We start from the raw sequence: 18,034 nt of genomic DNA on the forward strand, positions 1-18,034 counted from the left end.
CAGAGCGTAGCCAACTCTTGTATCGAAGCGGTGTTAGCAGCCAGCTCTGGCTTATTTCAGGTCAAACTGACCGACCATCCCCGATTGATAATGCGCCGGCATGTTGCAGGCAAACTGAAGCCCAGTGCTGTTGTTGAAGGTCCAGATTAACTCCTGGGTTGCGCCTGGCTCGATCAGGATGCTGTTCGGGTCGTTGTGTTCCATTCCGACCATCTTCATTCCACCCATGCTGTGGCCCATGTCGCTCATCGCTTTCCCGGTACCAGTGGGGGTCAGCGTCCCGTTCTGGAGCATGCTTACCATTTCTTTTTGGTGCGCTGCATGAGCAGCGGCTTTGCCGATGTTGAACTCGTGCAGCATCAAACCCTCATTGTGAAGGACAAATCGAATGGTTTCACCAGGTTTTACGTCGATGCTTTCAGGCTTGAAGAAAAGATCACCCATCTCAACCTCCACCGTACGGGTAACCTCAGAGGCGACTCCAGGACGACCGATGTCCTCTTTCCCATGACCTACGCCGGCCATGGCCGTTGCACCGAATAGCAGGGTGATTGCTGCGATGACTGGGGTAACGAGCTTAGCTTTCATGGTGACCTCGGGAGTAAGTGGGAAGCACCGGCTATGCTAATGATGCGGAGCTGCCAGTTAACTGACCTGAACATTACATTTCCGTCAGTTTTCGAAATAAATACGGCGTCCAGATGACGCCGCATTCAACAAGACTGTTTAAAAAGCTCTTTCCAGCGAGTTGCTCACTGGTGGTTCTCTGAAAGCATCAGCTTGTGCTCGCGTTGCATTTGACTCAGAACGTCGTCGACAATTTTGTCGTGTTTTTCCATCCAGGTCAGGTGCTGCTGGGGTGACATTGAGGCGTCTGGATGATCTTTATGGAGTTGGCTCATGATGTCGCCGAGCATCTTCATATGCTCGGCCATGTGGACATGACGTTGTCCTTCAGGGGCTTTTTCAGCTTGAATCAGTACGGCTTCAGCCCTGTCGCGCAGGCCTTCCATACGCTCTATCACCCGGTCTCCGCCACTTTCAGCCCATACAGAAGCTGAGACGAGTATTGAGCTCACAAAAAACAGCATTTTCAGGCGATTCATGGGGGCAACTCCTTATGGAATGATTTTTCCGGCTCCCAAACGTTTCATGCTGAAGAGTCGGTCGAGCACCAGGAAGTACTCATGCTTGAACCCTAGACAGCGCTCGCTGACATCTACCTGAAGCCAATATTACTTTTCTGTCAGTTGCTGGTTGGCTGGCGTGTTTCGTTGCAGACTGCGCTTCATCATTATCCGAGAGCCACCCTCATGAGACTTCTGGTTGCTGAAGACGAACCCAAAATAGGTATCTATTTGCAACAAGGACTCACGGAGGCGGGGTTCAATGTGGATCGCTTTACCAATGGCAAAGTGGCGCTACAGCACGCTTTGAGCGAGGCCTATGACCTGCTGATTTTAGACGTCATGATGCCCGGGCTGGATGGCTGGGAAGTACTTCAGAAGGTTCGTGCATCCGGAAAAGATGTTCCCGTGCTCTTCCTCACGGCGCGGGACCGCGTTGAGGATCGAGTGAAAGGACTTGAACTCGGGGCAGATGATTACCTGATCAAACCCTTCGCATTTTCTGAACTGTTGGCTCGCGTCAGAACATTGCTGCGTCGGGGTAACGGCGCTCCCTCGCAAACCTATATGAAATTGGCTGATCTGGAGGTGGACCTGCTCAAGCGTCGGGCCATTCGTGGAGGTAAGCGCATAGACCTTACGGCCAAAGAGTTTGCGTTGCTTGAGCTGTTGCTACGACGTCGAGGGGAGGTGCTGCCAAAGTCACTTATCGCCTCCCAGGTTTGGGATATGAACTTCGACAGCGATACCAATGTTATCGAGGTTGCAGTGAGAAGGTTGAGAGCCAAGATAGATGACGACTTTGAGGTCAAGTTGATTCATACCTCAAGGGGAATGGGTTACATGCTCGACGCACCTGATTCGGAGTCGGAATGAACCGGATGTCCCTGACGACTCGCATGAGTCTGATGTTCATGCTCGCGGTAACGGCCGTTCTCACCGTTGCCGGACTCAGTTTCAATAACCTCAGCCGGCATCACTTCAAGATGCTGGATCAGCAGGCGCTGAACGAAAAACTCCATTCGACTCAAAGAATTCTAACGGGGTTGAACAGCATTGATCAATTCAGTGATGTTAAGCCTGAGCTGGAGGCGCTGCTTGGCGCTCACCGTGATTTGACTGCCCTGATAATCGATGGCGGCGGCAAAATACTGTTTGCTGATCCCGGCCCCGTCGATGTTCCGGAGGAATTCCGCACAATCCCAAACAACAACGTCTGGGAGTGGCGAGATCAAGAGCAGATGTTCCGTGGCGTGACAGCACAAGCCGTTGTGACGGGGCAAGACAAGCCATTGACTGTCATGTTGATCTTTGACGTTACTCAGCACATGTCCTTTTTCGAGACGCTAGAGCGATGGTTTTGGATAGGGCTGGTGATCAGCGCGCTGGTCAGTGCGGCGCTGGGCTGGATGGTTGCAAGCAGTGGCCTGCGGCCTATTCGCCAAGTCACTCAGGTCGCGGCCTCAATGTCAGCTAAATCACTCAAAGAACGAATTCCATTAGCACCGGTTCCCAAAGAACTTCAGCAAATGGTGCTGTCATTCAACGCAATGTTATCTAGGTTGGACGATGCGTTTGTTCGCTTATCGAATTTCTCTGCGGACATTGCTCACGAGTTGCGGACCCCCGTCAGCAACTTGATGACCCACACGGAAGTGGTGCTTTCTAGAAAAAGGAATATCGAGGACTACGAAGACAATCTGTACTCAAATCTTGATGATTTGAAGCGTATGGGGCGAATGATTGATGACATGCTTTTTCTGGCGAAGTCTGACAATGGTCTGATCACGCACGAGAACAAACCGATAGACCTGGTGGAAGTCGTAGAGAAATTGCTCGAATACTACCGCCTGTTGGCTGATGAGCGAGGTATTGAGCTCACGGTTTCAGGAAGGGGCAGTGTTCGAGGCGATGTTCTTATGCTCCACAGAGCCATTTCTAATCTGCTCTCAAATGCGCTGCGCTACACCTATGAAGGGAAGTCCATCAGTGTCGATATTCAGCAGAAGGAGATGTCGGTATTGGTCGTTGTGGAGAACCATGGAGAGCCCATTGCTCCCGAACACCTTGAAAAGCTGTTCGATCGCTTTTACCGCGTGGACCCAGCTCGGCGAGAAGGCAGTCCAAGCAACGCGGGGCTAGGTCTGTCGATTACACGATCAATAATTGAAGCGCATGATGGCAAGATATGGTGTACGTCCTTTAGTGGAAAAACGGCCTTCCATCTAGAGTTTCCTAGTGTTGACTTGAAGGTCAGCTGATCAACGGCGCATTTGTGATCAACGGCGATCTCTCAGCCTGCGCCCAGCGTCCACTTTCGTTATTTTTGAATGAGTGAAAACCCTGGTATCGCGGGCACGCGGTCTCGTCTTTAAATCCCGCTACGCCCGCCAATTCGCGGCCAAGCACCCGCGTCAAGCTGACTGAAATGTAATCGAACAGTTTGCGTTCGTGTGGCATCGTGTTCTTGCACTGTGACGTTGGGGCCTAGTGAGTTTCTCGTGTTCACCCTGCCCTAGAACAAGGAGGCTACTAGCTAATCATCAGTGGTTTTAACAAGAATCGAAAAGTAAAAACTAGATATTCCCAAACAAACCTCGAATCAACAGCTCTTGCTGTGAGGAGCCTTGCATGTCATTCCTTAAAACTACGACCGTAGCTGTTGCACTTACCGCTGGTTTGCTTCTGAGTGCAGTTGTTCAAGCACATCCAAAGCTCCTTTCTTCGACTCCGGCAGAAGGCTCGAATGCGGCGGCCCCTTCGAAAATTGAACTGCACTTTTCTGAGAATCTCACCACTCAGTTTTCCGGTGCAAAACTGATCATGACCGATATGCCTGGCATGCCGAACTCCCCAATGGGTGTTAAGGCCGCCGTCGCTGGTGGCGGTGATCCGAAAACGATGGTGATTACACCGGCAGCACCTCTGACCACCGGTACCTACAAAGTCGAATGGCGTGCTGTCTCCTCGGATACTCACCCGATCACCGGCAACTTCTCATTTAAAGTGAAATGATTTATGAGCGACTCAATAAATATTGTGGTTCGCTTTGCTCTTTATTTCGACCTGATGTTGTTATTCGGATTGGCAATTTTCGGCTTGTACAGCCTCAGGGGAAAGGAAAGAGTATCGGGCACGGTCTTGAATTTTGAGTCGCTTCTTTACGGTACTTCTGTTGCAGGTGTAGCTCTATCCCTTGTCGCCATGCTGTTGCTTGCGAAAGCAATGAGCGGTGTGTCGGAGCTTATGGAGCTACATCACCATATTTTTGAAATGGTCCTCATGGGGACCGACGTCGGGTTGACCTGGATGGTCCGAATAGCTGCCTTGGTGTTGGCAATTATTGGCGTCGCGTTGAATAAGCGATTTCCGACACCCAGTCTCTGGATCGTCACCGTATGCGGAGCGATTGCGTTGGCGACGTTGGCTTGGACAGGGCACGGCGCCATGGATGAAGGCAGCCGACGCTACTGGCATTTCATCACCGATATATTCCATCTTCTAGCCGCAGGTGGCTGGCTGGGTGCTCTATTGGCATTCGCTCTACTGCTGCGGTTGAAATCGCTAAAGGGCGAACAAGAAGCTCGAATTCTTGCACGGGTGCTGACTGGTTTTGAATCGGCCGGCGCTGTAATCGTAGTGATTATAAGCATCACAGGCGTAGTGAATTACCTGTTTGTCATCGGTCCAAATCTCGATGAAGTGATGCTCACTACGTACGGTGTACTGCTGTTTTTGAAGGTCCTGCTCTTTGCCGGGATGATCGTGTTAGCCACGCTGAACCGCTTTCACCTAAGTCCGGTATTGGAGCGTTCAGTTCGAAATGGAGAATACTCTGCCGCGGTCAATGCTTTGCGCCGCAGCATGACACTCGAGTTTTCAATGGCAGTCGTCATAATTTGTCTTGTCGCATGGTTAGGCACTTTAAGTCCGGAAATGGAAATGAGCGCGGAATAGATGTACCTGACTTCGGAGAGGTGACGAGCTTCTTGGAAACCTGCATCTCACCTGACCCGAACGCGTGTTGCCGCTGACCGAAAACTGACCCAGTAAAGGCTGTTCTGCCGACTGAAAACTGACCCAGGTGTTCAACTACTTCTGCTCACTTTCCGAGCAGGAGAACACAGGGTGATCAGCATGGAAATGTTGGGGAAAATTCGGAGGATGTACTTTCGCGACAAGCTGTCGCTGCACCAGATCGCCAAGCGTACCGGGCTGTCGAGAAACACCATCCGAAAATGGGTCAGAGCACCCGAAGCCACTCAGCCGGCGTACCAGCGGGGCGCTACCTTCAACAAACTCAGCCCATTCCACGAGACGCTGGAGCAGGCGCTGAAGGCTGATTCGTTTCGGGCAAAGCACAACCGCAGGAGCGCCAAAGCACTCTTTGAGCAGATCAAAGCCCAGGGTTATGACGGCGGCTACAGCCAGCTCACAGCCTTCATCCGCTCGTGGCACGGTGAGCAAGGCAAATCGTTACGTGCCTTTGTACCGCTGACGTTTGCACTTGGTGAGGCTTTTCAATTTGACTGGAGCGAAGAAGGTCTGCTGATCGGCGGCCTGTTCCGACGCATTCAGGTCTCCCACATGAAGCTGTGCGCCAGTCGCGCGTTCTGGTTGGTTGCGTATCCCAGCCAAGGCCACGAGATGCTGTTCGATGCCCATACGCGCTCGTTCGGTGCGTTAGGTGGGGTGCCACGTCGCGGCATCTACGACAACATGAAAACGGCTGTCGACAAGGTTAACAAGGGCAAAGGCCGCACGGTCAATGCCCGGTTTTCCGTGATGTGCGCGCACTACCTGTTCGATCCGGACTTCTGCAATGTCGCCTCGGGCTGGGAAAAAGGCATCGTTGAAAAGAACGTGCAAGACAGCAGACGACGCATCTGGCTCGACGCTCAAGACTGCATGTTTCACACCTTCGAAGAATTGAATGCCTGGCTCGGCCAACGCTGTCGTGCACTCTGGAGCGAGCTGGTGCATCCGCAGTACAACGGGCTGACGGTGGCAGAGGTCTTGGAGCTGGAGCGGGTCGAAATGATGCCGATGCCGACGGCTTTTGATGGCTACGTCGAGCGCACCGTACGGGTCTCCAGCACCTGCCTGATCAGCGTGGCGCGAAATCGATATTCGGTGCCTTGTGAGCGAGTCGGCCAGTGGGTCAGCAGCCGTCTGTATCCTTCTCGGATCGTGGTCATCGCCGATGAAACGATGATCGCCAGCCACGAGCGTCTGTTTGATCGAGATCAGGTCAGTTTTGACTGGCAGCATTACATCCCACTCATCGAACGCAAACCCGGTGCGCTGCGCAATGGCGCGCCGTTTGCCGATCTGCCCAAGCCGTTACAGCTTCTCAAGCGGGGCCTGAGACGTCACAGCAACGGTGATCGAATCATGACGCAGGTACTGGCTGCTGTGCCCATCGCCGGTCTCGACCCGGTGCTCGTGGCGGTAGAACTGGTGCTTGAGTCGGGAAGCCTGAGCGCCGATCACATCCTGAATGTTCTAGCTCGACTGACCTCTACTGCACCACCTCCTTCCGCAGAAACCAGCCTGCAACTCAAGGTAGCGCCTGTCGCCAATACAGCGCGCTACGACCGGCTCCGTACAACCGATGAGGAGAATCGCAATGCGTGACCTAATGGCGGAACTCAAAGAGCTGCGTCTGCATGGCATGGCCAGCGCTTGGGAAGAGCTGGCTTCTCAAGGAGAGGCCTCGACGGCGTCGTCGAAATGGCTGCTCGAACATCTGCTCCAACAAGAACAAGCAGATCGCGCCGTACGCTCGGTTAACCATCAGATGAGCATGGCCAAACTACCCATGCATCGTGACTTGGCTGGCTTCGACTTTAGCGCCTCCAGCGCAGATGCCCGTCTGGTCAAAGATCTGTCGAGCTTGGAGTTCACAGAGACCGCGCAGAATGTGGTGTTCATCGGCGGGCCCGGAACCGGCAAAACACATTTGGCCAGCGCCCTGGCCGTGTCCGGAATCACGACCCATAACAAACGCGTGCGCTTCTTTTCCACAGTGGATCTGGTCAATCTGCTGGAGCGTGAAAAGTACGACGGCAAGAGTGGCCGAATCGCTCAAGGGCTGCTTCGGACAGACCTGGTGATACTCGATGAACTGGGGTATTTGCCCTTCAGCCAGAGCGGTGGCGCGCTGTTATTTCACTTGCTGTCCAAGCTGTACGAGCACACCAGCATTGTGATCACGACCAACCTCAGCTTCTCGGAATGGTCGAGTGTGTTCGGCGACGCCAAGATGACCACAGCGTTGCTGGATCGGTTGACACACCATTGCCACATCGTCGAAACGGGCAACGAGTCCTACCGCCTGCAACACAGCACGCTGGCCGCGCAGACAAAGATCAAATCACGTGAACGAAAGCGCAAGGACGAAGATGGTATCGAGGACGATGAACCGTTTTGATCTGCACCATAAACACCCTGCCGCATGCCTTTATGCGGTGGGGCTCGATGACCGTTCAACCGGGACACTACTGCTAAGCTTATTCACAATTGCTGGGACAAAAAACAGCAATCCGCCCTGGGTCAATTTTCAATCGGCAGGGTGGGTCAGTTTTCAATCAGCGCCAACACCGAACGCGAAACTCGACTAATCACAGCGGAGGTGATCACCGTATTTTTGACAACTTTTTGTGATTAACGTCTCAAACAGCAAAATTCCGGAATTCGATCGCAAGGTGTTGGAGGTTTTAAGGGAGCCACTGGAATCGGGCCACATCGTGATTTCCCGCGCCAAGGATCGCGTGAGGTTTCCGGCGCGCTTTCAGTTAGTCGCCGCGATGAACCCGTGCCCCTGTGGATATCTTGGCGAACCCAGCGGCAAATGCAGTTGCACACCGGACATGGTCCAGCGCTACCGCAACAAACTGTCGGGGCCGCTGCTGGATCGGATCGACCTGCACCTGACCGTCGCGCGCGAAGCCACGGCGTTAAATCCTGCGCTCAAACCCGGTGATGACACCGCCACTGCTGCGGTACTGGTCGCCGACGCCCGGGAGCGTCAAAACAAGCGCCAAGGCTGTGCCAACGCATTCCTTGATCTGCCAGGGCTGCGTCGACACTGCAAGTTAACCGCAACCGATGAAGCCTGGCTGGAAACTGCTTGCGAGCGTTTGACCTTGTCACTCAGGTCAGCTCATCGACTGCTCAAGGTCGCACGCACGCTGGCAGACCTTGAACAGGTAAATGCAATTACACGCGAGCATTTGGCAGAAGCGTTGCAATACCGACCAGCCTCAGCGTAACCGATGGCTATTCCAGCAAATCATTCAGATCACTATTCAGAGAGAGCGTCAGTAATACATGAAGTTACTAAGAAGTCATTGGATCAGATTCGTCTATTGCCTGATAAGCATTGCTATCGTATGGGCGGCGCTATTGCAGCAGGAAATTGTTGTTGGCTCTCCGACAACCCTGAACAACTTTTCCTACATTGGCACAGTCATTACGATCGTCGCGCTAATCATTTCAATATCCGAAGTTCTGCACAGTGTTCGTTACTCACGCAGCATCAGTGCAGAAGCCAACAGAATACTCAAGGACGCAAAAGCTGTAGAGGGCGCCTCGGCCGTCAGTGAATGCATTGCGACGCTCAATGAAGCAGCAGGTTATGTGGACACCGAAAACTATCCATTGGCGCTGAAGTGCTATCAGCATTTCAGGATTCTGTTTGCCAAAATACCCGGTACAGGTCAGGAGTTCGAAAGGATTGACAATATCCTTGGAGAAACTGAAATCACCATCAGAAAAGGGGTTTTCGCGACGGCAAACGCTCCGCTCGAAAAGCCGATCAGAATCCTTCTTCACCACAATCTTGAAAACATCAAAGAAAACCTCGAAAAGGTTAACCCGGCCAGAGGGCGTCAATATGCTACCGCCTAGATTTCTCGATTTCATCAAAGCACTCACCGCGAGAACGGAGAGAGGCGAATTCTCCTGGAGTTATGACGACAACAACTCGTTTGTGAAACTCAAGGAAAAGGACTTTTCTCTTTCATTGCGTTACAGCTTCAACGCCGACGAGAAATATGCGGAGTACGTTATCTATTACATCGATGAGATCGGAAATAAGGAGCATCGGTTTTATACCAACCAAACCTGGAACGACTTCGATTTCATCCGGCGCCTGTTTGATGCGGCACAAGCGTCAGAAATGAGACTTCCTTTTTAGCCTTTTGATGAGCGGTGAACACAGACTTCCACTGCTCATCTCGAAAGGCCGCTTACTCTTTGGTCAAATCCACCAGCGGCGTCTGCCTTACCTCAGTCTCCCGCCCACCTTGAATCTCACTCACACGCTTCAGCGCCTTATCCACAGCCCCCTTGTCCGCCAACAAGCTGTAATGGATCTGAAACTGCCTCTGCTCTTTAACCCCAATCATCGGCACCAAACCAATCGGCCGCTGATACCGACGGTTGTAAGAAAAACTCGTCCCCGGTTCCAACCCGGTCACATACCCCTGCCCTTGCGTATCCGTGTTCTTCCACAACGAAAACACCGGCAACTGCTGCGTATTGAACCCCACCGACACCCCAAGGCTCCCGGCTTTGTTATGCAACACGGTCAGCGTGTCGCCCTTGGCATCGCCATAAGGCACGACGTTGTAAACCGTCTCGTCGTAGTCCTTGGTCGGTGCACGGTAAGTCTGCCAATCCGGCAAATCCCCTTTGGCCTTGTCGTTGAACGGCGACACCTGTTTAACCGGCGCAGCAAAACGCGCGCCCTGCTCCAGGAATGGCGTGCTGAAGTTGCTGTGGTACAGCGCCTGGTATTCCTTCGGGTAGTCGCCGTTGTTGGTCAACGTGTCGTTCAGGGCGAACGCTACGCTGCCGGGTTCAGTGACCAACTCAGTTACCACCGAGAAATCGACTTTTTTGAACGCCTGCTCTTTCAGCTCGCCGCGCAGGCTGATGGCGTAAGGCGGTTTTTCGTCGATGTGCAGGGTGACTTTGCTGGCCGGGATGTTGGCGGCGCGGCCATGCAGGGTCAGCAGTTCGCCGTTGTCGATGCCGGGATGGCCGACCCATTCGTAGCCGCAGCGAGCCACCAGTTCGTTGAAGCCTTCGAGCCAGCCCAGTCCGCCGCGGCCGTTGAGTTCGATGAAGGACGGATTGACCACGTCCTTGACCGGAGAGTCCCAGCCCATGCGCACATCGCCGACCGATGCTTGCAACACGTTCATGCCGCGAGTGGGCACCACCGAGAGTTTCATTGTGCCGTTATCGATGTCGACGATGCTGACGCCCTCTTGCCGGCCGCCGTGCAAGGTGCGCAGGGTCACGGAGAAGGGTTTGTCGGTTTTGACACCGAGTTGCTGGCTGGTGATCTGCCAGTTCTGGGCAGCCTTGTCGCTGTCGAGCAGGACGTAGTCCCAAGCCATGGCGTGGGAGGCGGACAGCGCGCCAAGGGCAACGACTAATTTGAGAGGGGTCATGGGGAAGCCTTTCTTGGAGTTGTGCATTTTTTATAGCGCTGATGAAACGATTCAGCAAGCTTAAAAAAGCGGACGTCCGAGTCTTCCCAAATCAATTCACATTGCCCCCATGCAACCTCCGCACGCTTACGCTAGTCTCATACGGTTTTGGACCTCTGCTGATTGACGGCGACATCATTATGACATTAAGGTCGCCAGCTAAATGCAGGAGCAGGAACAGACGCCTTTGTCTGTCATTTTTGCGCAACGGAACATATGGAGTTTGAATGCGCGGGGCATTATTACGCAGCGGTAAGAGCGGGTCATTCACAGCCCTGGGCGAAACAGGTCAACCGGTCTATCGGGCTGCCCTGCAATTGCGCGAAGCCATTCGCCGCAAGAACCCCGACATGGTCGACCACCTGGCCATTCCTCAAAGCGATGAACTCGGCAACCAGATCGATTGGTACAGCGGTATCGAAGGCGATGTGATCCCGTGGAGCAGTGCGACCGAAGAAGAACGCGCTCCGGCCCGTCGCCAACTTGAAGCCCTGAAGGCTGCGCTCGATGAGTTGAGCCAGCGTTTCCTGGGCACGGACCCGGCCGAACAGCAGCAAGGCGACAAAGCCGTGTTCGGCAAGCTGCTCAAGCGCGTCATTCATTTCCCTGACGAAAACTTCGTCTACCTGGTGCAAGGCAAGCCGGTGCTGACCTTCTGGGGTTTCGAGCACGCCGGTACCGGCAATCGCGATCCCCTGCACTGCCTCTATCAGGTTCCGCCCGTCTTCACGCTGCCACCCGTGGTCGAAGAACCGGTGGTGGCGCCCGTCGTGCCCGTGGTAGCTCGTCCGTGGTGGCGTCGCTGGTGGTGGCTGTTGCTGCTGCCGCTCCTGTTGCTGCTGTTGTGGCTGTTGCTCGGCCTGCGCGGTTGCGTACCGATTCCATTGGTGGCGGTGGACTTGCTGCCCGAGGGCATCGTGCCGGTGGAAAATCAGCTGGAAGAGCCACAACTGACCGGCAATGTCACAACGCTGAATGGCGTTCCCGTGACCGGCACGGTCGCTGGTTCCACCACAGGCACCGCCGTGACCGGCACCCAAGGCGCGGAAGCCCCGGCGCTCGCTGGCAACGAAGCTGACGCCGCGACTGCCGGCATCACGCAAGACCCGGCCGCCGAATCCCCAACCGCGCCACCCGCGCCACCGGAAGCCGAAGCCGAAGCCAAAACCGAGGCACCTGTCACCACACCGCCCGACGCACAAAAATCCGCCGCCGCAGCCGCAACCCCAAAACCGGGCCCGGCCTTGAGCATTCCGCCTGACGCCGCCGACGGTGCCGCCAAGTTCCTCGACGGTCAGTACCGCGCCGGTGCCGGCATTCAGGATCGCCGGACCGGCAAGCCGCTGCGCCTGGAATACCAGCTCAAGGACGGTAAGGGCGAAGTCACCGTACACCAGGCCGACGGCACGAAATGCAGCGGGCCGGTGAGCGCTACCATGAAAGGCGGCAGCCTCGCCATCGACAGCCAGGGCCAGGCCGTGTGCGGCGATGGCAGCACTTACGACATGCCCAAGGTCAACTGCCGCAAAGGGGCGACCACGGTCGCGGACTGCACCGGCGGTTACGGAAAAGATCAATTCCCCATGTCCATGCGGCAAATGGGCGAATAAGACTGGAATAACCCGACATGTTGCCTGAAGTCACCCAATTCGAAGACACCGTCACGCTCGTCAGTGACACCGGTATCCAGTTCATGGATTTCGCCCTGCGCCTGGATCCTCGCAAGGAACCGGCGGGCGAGTTCGCGCCGATGATCAGCGGGCTGATCTGCCGGCTGATGTACAACGAAGAGAAAGACTTCTACTTCTACGAGCCCGAACCGGAAAAGGTCGAGAAGGCCAAGCCGGCGTTCAGCGTCGACATGAAAAGCAGCCTCGAGCTGTTGGACGGTGTCTGGCTGCCGACGCCGTTTTTCCGTTTCATGCCGCCGCACCGCTTCGACGAAGGCCCGACCAACTGGTCGCGGATGCGCCTGGTGAAACTGGCCACGCCAGACATCGACGGCAACACCCATCGCCTGACGATGGCGTTCGACAGCCGCGTCATGCCCAAGCGTGACGGCACCGCCTACCTGGCGCCGAACGAAGAAGACATCAGCTCCGGCGTGTCCTTCAAACTGGCGACCAAGGCCAGCGAAACCCGTTGGTTCCTGGCCCAGCCATGGGTCAACGAATGGCTGCTCGAAGTGTTCAACGAAGGCAATGCCCATCGTTCCCGCGAAGAGCTGGACATCGACATCCGCGCCAACCATCACCTGGCGCACTACCTCAACCTGCTGAGCCTGTTGAGCACGCCGTCTGCGGCAGCGCAGTCGACCGCCAGGCCGAAGGTGGAAATCCCTGAGCTGAAAGTGGTGGCCAACGATAGCAATGGCCTGGTCAAACCGATTCCGGTGGACCTGGTGCTGGACGTCGGCAACTCACGCACCTGCGGCATCCTGATCGAGAACCACGGTCAGGCCGGCTCCGGGCTGAAGCAGAATTACGTGCTGGAACTGCGCGACCTGATCACCCCCGAACACACCTACAACCTGCCGTTCGAAAGCCGTGTGGAGTTTGCCCAGGCGTATTTCGGCAAGGACCACTGCTCGGTCAAGAGCGGCCGTCACGATGCGTTCCAGTGGGCGACGATCGCCCGGGTCGGCAACGAGGCCAGCCGTCTGGCCAGCCGCCGTCGCGGCACCGAAGGCTCGACGGGCCTGTCCAGCCCGAAACGTTACCTGTGGGATGAAAACGCCTACGGCCACGGCTGGCGTTTCAACTGCTCGTACATCAAGACCGACAACGAGCCCTACGCCACCGCCGCGCCGTTCTCGCACCTGATCAACGAAACCGGCGAGGCGCTTTACAGCCTCGAAGAAGACGATCGTCTGCCGGTGTTCATGCCGCGTTACTCGCGCAGCTCGCTGATGACCTTCATGCTCGCCGAGGTGCTGGCCCAGGCGCTGTCGCAAATCAACAGCCCGGCCCAACGCTCGCGCCAGGGTCACACCCGCGTACCGCGCCAGCTCAACAGCATCACCCTGACCGTGCCGCCGGGCATGCCCCAGGCCGAGCGCAGCATCCTCAATGAACGCATGCAGCAGGCCATCGGTCTGGTGTGGAAAAGCCTTGGCTGGCACGCCGGCGAGGAAGATCCGCATCAGGATCAGGCCGTCAGCCCGCGCACGCCGATCCCGAGCATCCGCGTGGAATGGGACGAAGCCTCCTGCGGCCAGTTGGTGTACCTGTACACCGAGGTCAACGAGAACTTCGCTGGTCACCCGGAAGAGTTTTTCGACACCATCGCCCGGCCAGACAAGACCGACCGCGAACGCATCACCCTGGCGACCATCGACATCGGCGGTGGCACCACCGACCTGGTCATCACTGACTATCGCCTCGACCGCGCCGGCAACACCGGCAGCGGCAGCAACGTGCACATCGTGCCCGAGCAGCGTTTCCGCGATGGCTTCAAAGTGGCCGGCGACGACATCCTGCTGGACGTGATTCAGGATTTCATCCTGCCGAGCTTCGAGAAAGCCTTGCAGAACGCCGGTGTAAAAGCCCCGGATTCGCTGATGTCGCGGCTGTGCGGCGACGAATCGGTCAGCGCGCAGGACATGATTCTGCGCCAGCAACTGAACCTGCAGGTGTTCGCACCGCTGGGCCTTGCGTTGCTTAAGGCCTACGAGCATTACGACCCGCAAGTCCCGCAGGAAGTCAGCCCGCAAAGCTACCGCCAGTTGCTGGGCGACAACGCGATCAGCCAGACCGTCCTTGACTACGTCAACGCCGCCGTGCGCCGCGATGTCGGGGGCCAGAGCGGTTTCGACCTGTACGAATCGCTGATCGGCTTCGACCTGCAAAAGCTCCACGCCGCGTTCCTCAACGATCAGATCAACATCACCAAGATCCTCGGCGCACTCTGTGAAGTGGTCGCGCACTATCCGTGCGATGTTCTGCTGCTGACTGGCCGCCCTTCGCGTCTGCCGGGCATTCAGGCGTTCATTCGCAAGGTTCTGCCGCTGCCACCCGGGCGCATTCTGGCGCTGCAAAACTATCGCACCGGCGGCTGGTACCCGTTCCACAAGAACGGCCGCATTGACGACCCGAAAAGCACCGCTTCGGTGGGCGCGATGTTGTGCCTGTTGTGCGCCAACCACAGCGTGCCGAACTTCTACTTCCGCTCTTCGGCGCTCAAACCGTATTCGACGGTCAAGCACATCGGCGTCATCGACCTGAACAACGTGATCAAGGATGCCGACGTGCTGTACCGCGACATCCAGTCCGAAGACTACAAAATCAAGTTGCCGGAAATCGGCACGGGCGATGACGCCGACACGCCGCAGCTGGAAATGCGCGGCGACCTGCGTCTCGGTTTCCGCCAGTTGGCCGCCGATCGCTGGGCGGCTTCGCCTCTGTACACCCTGCGGTTCACCAAGGCCGGCCGGGAAAAGTTCTCCCGGGCCATTGGAGAAAACGGCAGCGCGCCGCTGCTCAAGGTGCGCTTCGAGGTCAAGGCGGCCGACAAGTACACGCGCAAGCAGGATCTGGTCAGCGACCGCCTCTCGGTCCGCGACATCGAATCCAACAGTAACAACGTCAACTTCAACCCGCGCAGCGACCTCGAGCTGGAACTCAACACCATGCTCGACGCCGGCCTGAGCGAGACCAAGTACTGGCTCGACAGTGGAAGTGTGAAACGCAAATGAATGACCTGACCCCCGAACAAACTCAGCTTTCAGCCCGCTGGGCCGCTGTTTATGAAGGTGCCGGTCAGGCGCTGGAATGGATTGGCCAGACACGCGGCAACGCGCCACGGCTGGACAGCGAAGCCGACAACCTGAACATCCGCCTGCACCGCGCCCGCAACCTGGCCCACAGCCTCGGTCGCGTGGCCTGCACGCCGATGACCATTGGCTTTTTCGGCTTGTCCCAAGCCGGCAAGTCCTACTTGATTTCGGCCCTCGCGGCCGGTCAGAACGGCAAACTGGAAACCGATTTCGGTGGCCAGCGCCTGGACTTCATCAAGCACATCAACCCGGTGGGTGGCGGCAAGGAAGCCACCGGCCTGGTGACGCGCTTCAGCCGCCGCGCCACGCCGAGCCAGGATCCGCAGTTCCCGGTCGAACTGACGCTGTTCAAGGAAATCGAACTGGCGAAGATTCTCGCCAACTCGTGGTTCAAGGACTTCGACCTTGAGCGGATCTCCTACGAGATCGACGAAGCGCGCATCCAGCGCGTGTTGAAACCATTCGAAGGGCGCGAGACCGGGCCGCTGCAATCGGGCGTCAGCGCTGACGATCTGGTGTCGCTGTGGGATTACCTGCGCGATAACTTCCGCAATTCGGTGAAGAAGCTTGAGCACCTGTATTGGCCGACGGCGCTGCAACTGGCGCCACGCCTGAATTTCCAGGAGCGTGCCGAGTTGTTCTCCATCCTCTGGGGTGAGCAGAGCGAGCTGACGCGCGTGTACCAGCAATTGGCCGGCGCGCTGCACAAGCTGGGCCTGCCCGAGACCGTCTTCGCGCCATTGAAGGCTTTGGTAAGTTTCGAAAACGACACCTACAGCCAGCGCGACAGCATCATGAACGTCGACATCCTCGAGCGCTTCGGCAGCCCGCGGGACTTGCCGATCGACGTGCGGCCCCGGGTCGACGGACGCCTGCAAAACAGCCAGGGCATCCCGGTCGCGCAACTGGCTGCACTGACCGCCGAGATGACTTTCGGGTTGATCGAAGCCCCGGCGGACGACATCGTCAACCAGGTCGACTTGCTGGATTTCCCCGGTTATCGCGGGCGCAAGAAGCTGCACGAGATAGCCGACTCCAACGACCCGGAATCCGCCACCAAGGACAACTCCGTCTCGCAGCTGATTCTGCGTGGCAAGGTCGCTTACCTGTTCGAACGCTACACCGACAACCAGGAAATGAACGCACTGGTGGTCTGCACCGGCTCGACCAAACAGAGCGACGTCAACGACGTCGGCCCGGTGCTGACGCGCTGGATCGAAAAGACTCAAGGCGCCGACGCGGCCGCCCGCAGTAAACGCGACACCGGTCTGATCTGGGCCCTGACCATGCTCGACCTGCGCATCACCAACTCCCTGAGCCTGACGCCTGATCAGTACGACGAGAGTTGGAACGGCATGGTCAAGCTGACCATGCTCGAACGCTTCGGCAGCCTGAGCTGGATGAACGACTGGGCCGGCACGCCGTTCCAGAACACCTTCCTGGTGCGTAAACCGCGCATGGATGCCGCATTCATCGTGCAAGACGCCAGCGGCGCCGAAACCGGCCTCAACCCCAGCTACCTGGAGCGCGTCGACGCCCTGGGCACAAGCTTTGCCGGCAACGAACTGGTGTGCAAACACATCAACAATCCCGCCAACGCCTGGAAAGAAATGCTGCGCAACGATGACGGTGGCATCAGCCATTTCAGCGGCAGTTTCAAGGGCGTGGCCAACATTGAATTCAAACTGCAGCGCATCCGCGAGCAGCTCAGCGAATGCCTCGAAGGCCTGACCACTCACGGCCTGAGCACCTGGTATCACGCCGACGGTGACGGCGCCGCAGCCGCCAAAAAAGCCCAGGCGCAGATGATACTGACGGGCCTGGGCCGTCGTCCGGCCGTGCTCGGCGAGTTCATCGATGAACTCGACATGCCCAGCGAGTCGGTGCGCGACCTGTACCTCAGCGGTGTGTACGAAACCGATGACGCGCCCGCCGCCAGCGATGAGCCGGCCACGCCGACACCGAGCCAGAGCCTGTACGGCAACGACGCCGGGTTCGATTTTGATTTCGGCGACGACCTGAGTCACGACACACCGGCCGCCAGTAAATCCAACACCCCGACGCCGGAACTGCAAAGCAACGAACACCGCTTCGCCAAAGCCGCGTTCAAGGCCTGGATTGCACACCTGCGCGAACTGACCACCCGGCAAAGCCTGCTCACCCTGCTAGGACTGGAAAAGGCGTTGATCGAAGCGGTGGTCGACGAATTGATCACGGCCGGTTACCGCCAGGACTTGCCCGGCCAACTGAGCCGTGCGGTGCTCAAGCGTGCACAAAGCGGCGCACGGCGCGATCAACTGGTCGAACGCCAGGTGCTGGAAGTGCAACGCGTGCTGCGCGACTTCGTGTCCTGGTTCGGCTACCTGCAAAAACCGGTCAACGAGCGCCCGAACAGCCGTGCCGGTGCCAAGGCGCCCTTGTTCTCGTTCTATACCGACATCGGTCCGGGACAAGTGCCGGTGTTGCCGCCGCAACCGGCTAACCAGGCGCAGCGGTATCTGGGTGACTGGCTCTCGGGCCTGGCCTACATCACGCAGGACAATGCCGGCCATGGTGCCGGTCGCGAAATCACCCCTGAACAGAATGAACGGCTGGGCCATGTGCTCACAGCCTTCACAGCGAGATAAGCA

14 protein-coding genes and 1 pseudogene are annotated in these 18,034 nt (G+C 57.0%); 12 read left to right on the forward strand and 3 right to left on the reverse strand.

The annotated features are described in order from the left end of the window. Window positions 1–51: 51 nt before the first annotated feature. Together QMX98_RS06865 and QMX98_RS06870 are read right to left on the reverse strand one after the other, a co-directional pair. A complete protein-coding gene (locus QMX98_RS06865; RefSeq protein ID WP_282410473.1) occupies window positions 52–588 on the reverse strand; it encodes a plastocyanin/azurin family copper-binding protein in 537 nt (178 codons plus the stop codon). 164 nt (window positions 589–752) lie between these two features. Then, window positions 753–1,106 carry a co-regulatory protein PtrA N-terminal domain-containing protein gene (locus tag QMX98_RS06870; RefSeq protein WP_282410474.1) on the reverse strand — a complete coding sequence of 118 codons (354 nt, stop codon included), beginning with the start codon at window positions 1,104–1,106 and terminating at the stop codon, window positions 753–755. Window positions 1,107–1,313: 207 nt separating this feature from the next. On the opposite strand from QMX98_RS06870, the gene QMX98_RS06875 reads away from it, so the two are divergent. The 9 genes and pseudogenes from QMX98_RS06875 to QMX98_RS06915 all read left to right on the forward strand — a co-directional run bounded on the left by QMX98_RS06875 (window position 1,314) and on the right by QMX98_RS06915 (window position 9,327). Continuing rightward, on the forward strand, window positions 1,314–2,003 hold the full coding sequence (locus QMX98_RS06875) for a heavy metal response regulator transcription factor (protein WP_024078225.1): 690 nt from the start codon (window positions 1,314–1,316) through the stop codon (window positions 2,001–2,003). Next, window positions 2,000–3,388 carry a heavy metal sensor histidine kinase gene (locus QMX98_RS06880; RefSeq protein WP_077750542.1) on the forward strand — a complete coding sequence of 463 codons (1,389 nt, stop codon included), beginning with the start codon at window positions 2,000–2,002 and terminating at the stop codon, window positions 3,386–3,388. The genes QMX98_RS06875 and QMX98_RS06880 overlap by 4 nt, the downstream gene beginning before the upstream one ends. A gap of 370 nt (window positions 3,389–3,758) precedes the next feature. Next, the gene (gene copC / locus QMX98_RS06885) at window positions 3,759–4,142 is read left to right on the forward strand and encodes a copper homeostasis periplasmic binding protein CopC (RefSeq protein ID WP_282410475.1); all 384 of its coding nucleotides are present in this window, start codon (window positions 3,759–3,761) and stop codon (window positions 4,140–4,142) included. Between the two features lie 3 nt (window positions 4,143–4,145). Then, window positions 4,146–5,084: a copper homeostasis membrane protein CopD gene (copD, locus tag QMX98_RS06890; RefSeq protein ID WP_282410476.1), complete on the forward strand. Its 939-nt coding sequence runs from the start codon at window positions 4,146–4,148 to the stop codon at window positions 5,082–5,084. 180 nt (window positions 5,085–5,264) lie between these two features. After that, complete coding sequence (gene istA, locus QMX98_RS06895; RefSeq protein ID WP_282410479.1) at window positions 5,265–6,764, forward strand: IS21 family transposase; 1,500 nt, start codon at window positions 5,265–5,267, stop codon at window positions 6,762–6,764. Beyond that, window positions 6,757–7,560, forward strand: coding sequence for an IS21-like element helper ATPase IstB (gene istB / locus QMX98_RS06900; protein ID WP_200646038.1), 804 nt, complete (start codon window positions 6,757–6,759; stop codon window positions 7,558–7,560). The genes istA and istB overlap by 8 nt, the downstream gene beginning before the upstream one ends. Before the next feature lie 250 nt (window positions 7,561–7,810). After that, window positions 7,811–8,401: pseudogene (locus tag QMX98_RS06905) on the forward strand (ATP-binding protein); the annotation flags it as partial. A gap of 58 nt (window positions 8,402–8,459) precedes the next feature. Next, window positions 8,460–9,038 carry a hypothetical protein gene (locus tag QMX98_RS06910; protein WP_154913192.1) on the forward strand — a complete coding sequence of 193 codons (579 nt, stop codon included), beginning with the start codon at window positions 8,460–8,462 and terminating at the stop codon, window positions 9,036–9,038. Next, entirely contained in the window at window positions 9,025–9,327 is a 303-nt protein-coding gene (locus QMX98_RS06915) for a hypothetical protein (protein WP_010465122.1), read from the forward strand. Before QMX98_RS06910 ends, QMX98_RS06915 begins: the two co-directional genes overlap by 14 nt. Window positions 9,328–9,379: 52 nt before the next feature. Here the strand turns inward: QMX98_RS06915 and QMX98_RS06920 are convergent, their stop codons facing one another. Continuing rightward, window positions 9,380–10,591 carry an aldose 1-epimerase family protein gene (locus tag QMX98_RS06920; protein ID WP_154912754.1) on the reverse strand — a complete coding sequence of 404 codons (1,212 nt, stop codon included), beginning with the start codon at window positions 10,589–10,591 and terminating at the stop codon, window positions 9,380–9,382. Window positions 10,592–10,857: 266 nt separating this feature from the next. Between QMX98_RS06920 and QMX98_RS06925 the strand changes: the two genes are divergently transcribed. Genes QMX98_RS06925 through QMX98_RS06935 form a run of 3 tightly spaced genes read left to right on the forward strand, consistent with a single transcriptional unit; the run spans window position 10,858 to window position 18,031 of the window. Further along, window positions 10,858–12,240, forward strand: coding sequence for an SrfA family protein (locus tag QMX98_RS06925; protein WP_282410477.1), 1,383 nt, complete (start codon window positions 10,858–10,860; stop codon window positions 12,238–12,240). Window positions 12,241–12,257: 17 nt separating this feature from the next. Continuing rightward, window positions 12,258–15,323: a virulence factor SrfB gene (locus QMX98_RS06930; protein WP_010465128.1), complete on the forward strand. Its 3,066-nt coding sequence runs from the start codon at window positions 12,258–12,260 to the stop codon at window positions 15,321–15,323. Next, window positions 15,320–18,031 (forward strand): virulence factor SrfC family protein, encoded by a 2,712-nt coding sequence (locus QMX98_RS06935; protein WP_010465130.1) that lies wholly within the window; start codon window positions 15,320–15,322, stop codon window positions 18,029–18,031. The genes QMX98_RS06930 and QMX98_RS06935 overlap by 4 nt, the downstream gene beginning before the upstream one ends. Window positions 18,032–18,034 lie beyond the last annotated feature (3 nt).

It is taken from the genome of Pseudomonas sp. PS02303, from assembly GCF_029959925.1.
GTDB lineage: Bacteria > Pseudomonadota > Gammaproteobacteria > Pseudomonadales > Pseudomonadaceae > Aquipseudomonas > Aquipseudomonas mandelii.

Excerpts from the sequence above, each read along its gene's own strand:
- QMX98_RS06865 (WP_282410473.1), bottom strand. The coding sequence starts at position 588 with ATGAAAGCTAAGCTCGTTACCCCAGTCATCGCAGCAATCACCCTGCTA.
- QMX98_RS06870 (WP_282410474.1), bottom strand. The coding sequence starts at position 1,106 with ATGAATCGCCTGAAAATGCTGTTTTTTGTGAGCTCAATACTCGTCTCA.
- QMX98_RS06875 (WP_024078225.1), top strand. The coding sequence starts at position 1,314 with ATGAGACTTCTGGTTGCTGAAGACGAACCCAAAATAGGTATCTATTTG.
- QMX98_RS06880 (WP_077750542.1), top strand. The coding sequence starts at position 2,000 with ATGAACCGGATGTCCCTGACGACTCGCATGAGTCTGATGTTCATGCTC.
- copC (WP_282410475.1), top strand. The coding sequence starts at position 3,759 with ATGTCATTCCTTAAAACTACGACCGTAGCTGTTGCACTTACCGCTGGT.
- copD (WP_282410476.1), top strand. The coding sequence starts at position 4,146 with ATGAGCGACTCAATAAATATTGTGGTTCGCTTTGCTCTTTATTTCGAC.
- istA (WP_282410479.1), top strand. The coding sequence starts at position 5,265 with ATGGAAATGTTGGGGAAAATTCGGAGGATGTACTTTCGCGACAAGCTG.
- istB (WP_200646038.1), top strand. The coding sequence starts at position 6,757 with ATGCGTGACCTAATGGCGGAACTCAAAGAGCTGCGTCTGCATGGCATG.
- QMX98_RS06910 (WP_154913192.1), top strand. The coding sequence starts at position 8,460 with ATGAAGTTACTAAGAAGTCATTGGATCAGATTCGTCTATTGCCTGATA.
- QMX98_RS06915 (WP_010465122.1), top strand. The coding sequence starts at position 9,025 with ATGCTACCGCCTAGATTTCTCGATTTCATCAAAGCACTCACCGCGAGA.
- QMX98_RS06920 (WP_154912754.1), bottom strand. The coding sequence starts at position 10,591 with ATGACCCCTCTCAAATTAGTCGTTGCCCTTGGCGCGCTGTCCGCCTCC.
- QMX98_RS06925 (WP_282410477.1), top strand. The coding sequence starts at position 10,858 with ATGCGCGGGGCATTATTACGCAGCGGTAAGAGCGGGTCATTCACAGCC.
- QMX98_RS06930 (WP_010465128.1), top strand. The coding sequence starts at position 12,258 with ATGTTGCCTGAAGTCACCCAATTCGAAGACACCGTCACGCTCGTCAGT.
- QMX98_RS06935 (WP_010465130.1), top strand. The coding sequence starts at position 15,320 with ATGAATGACCTGACCCCCGAACAAACTCAGCTTTCAGCCCGCTGGGCC.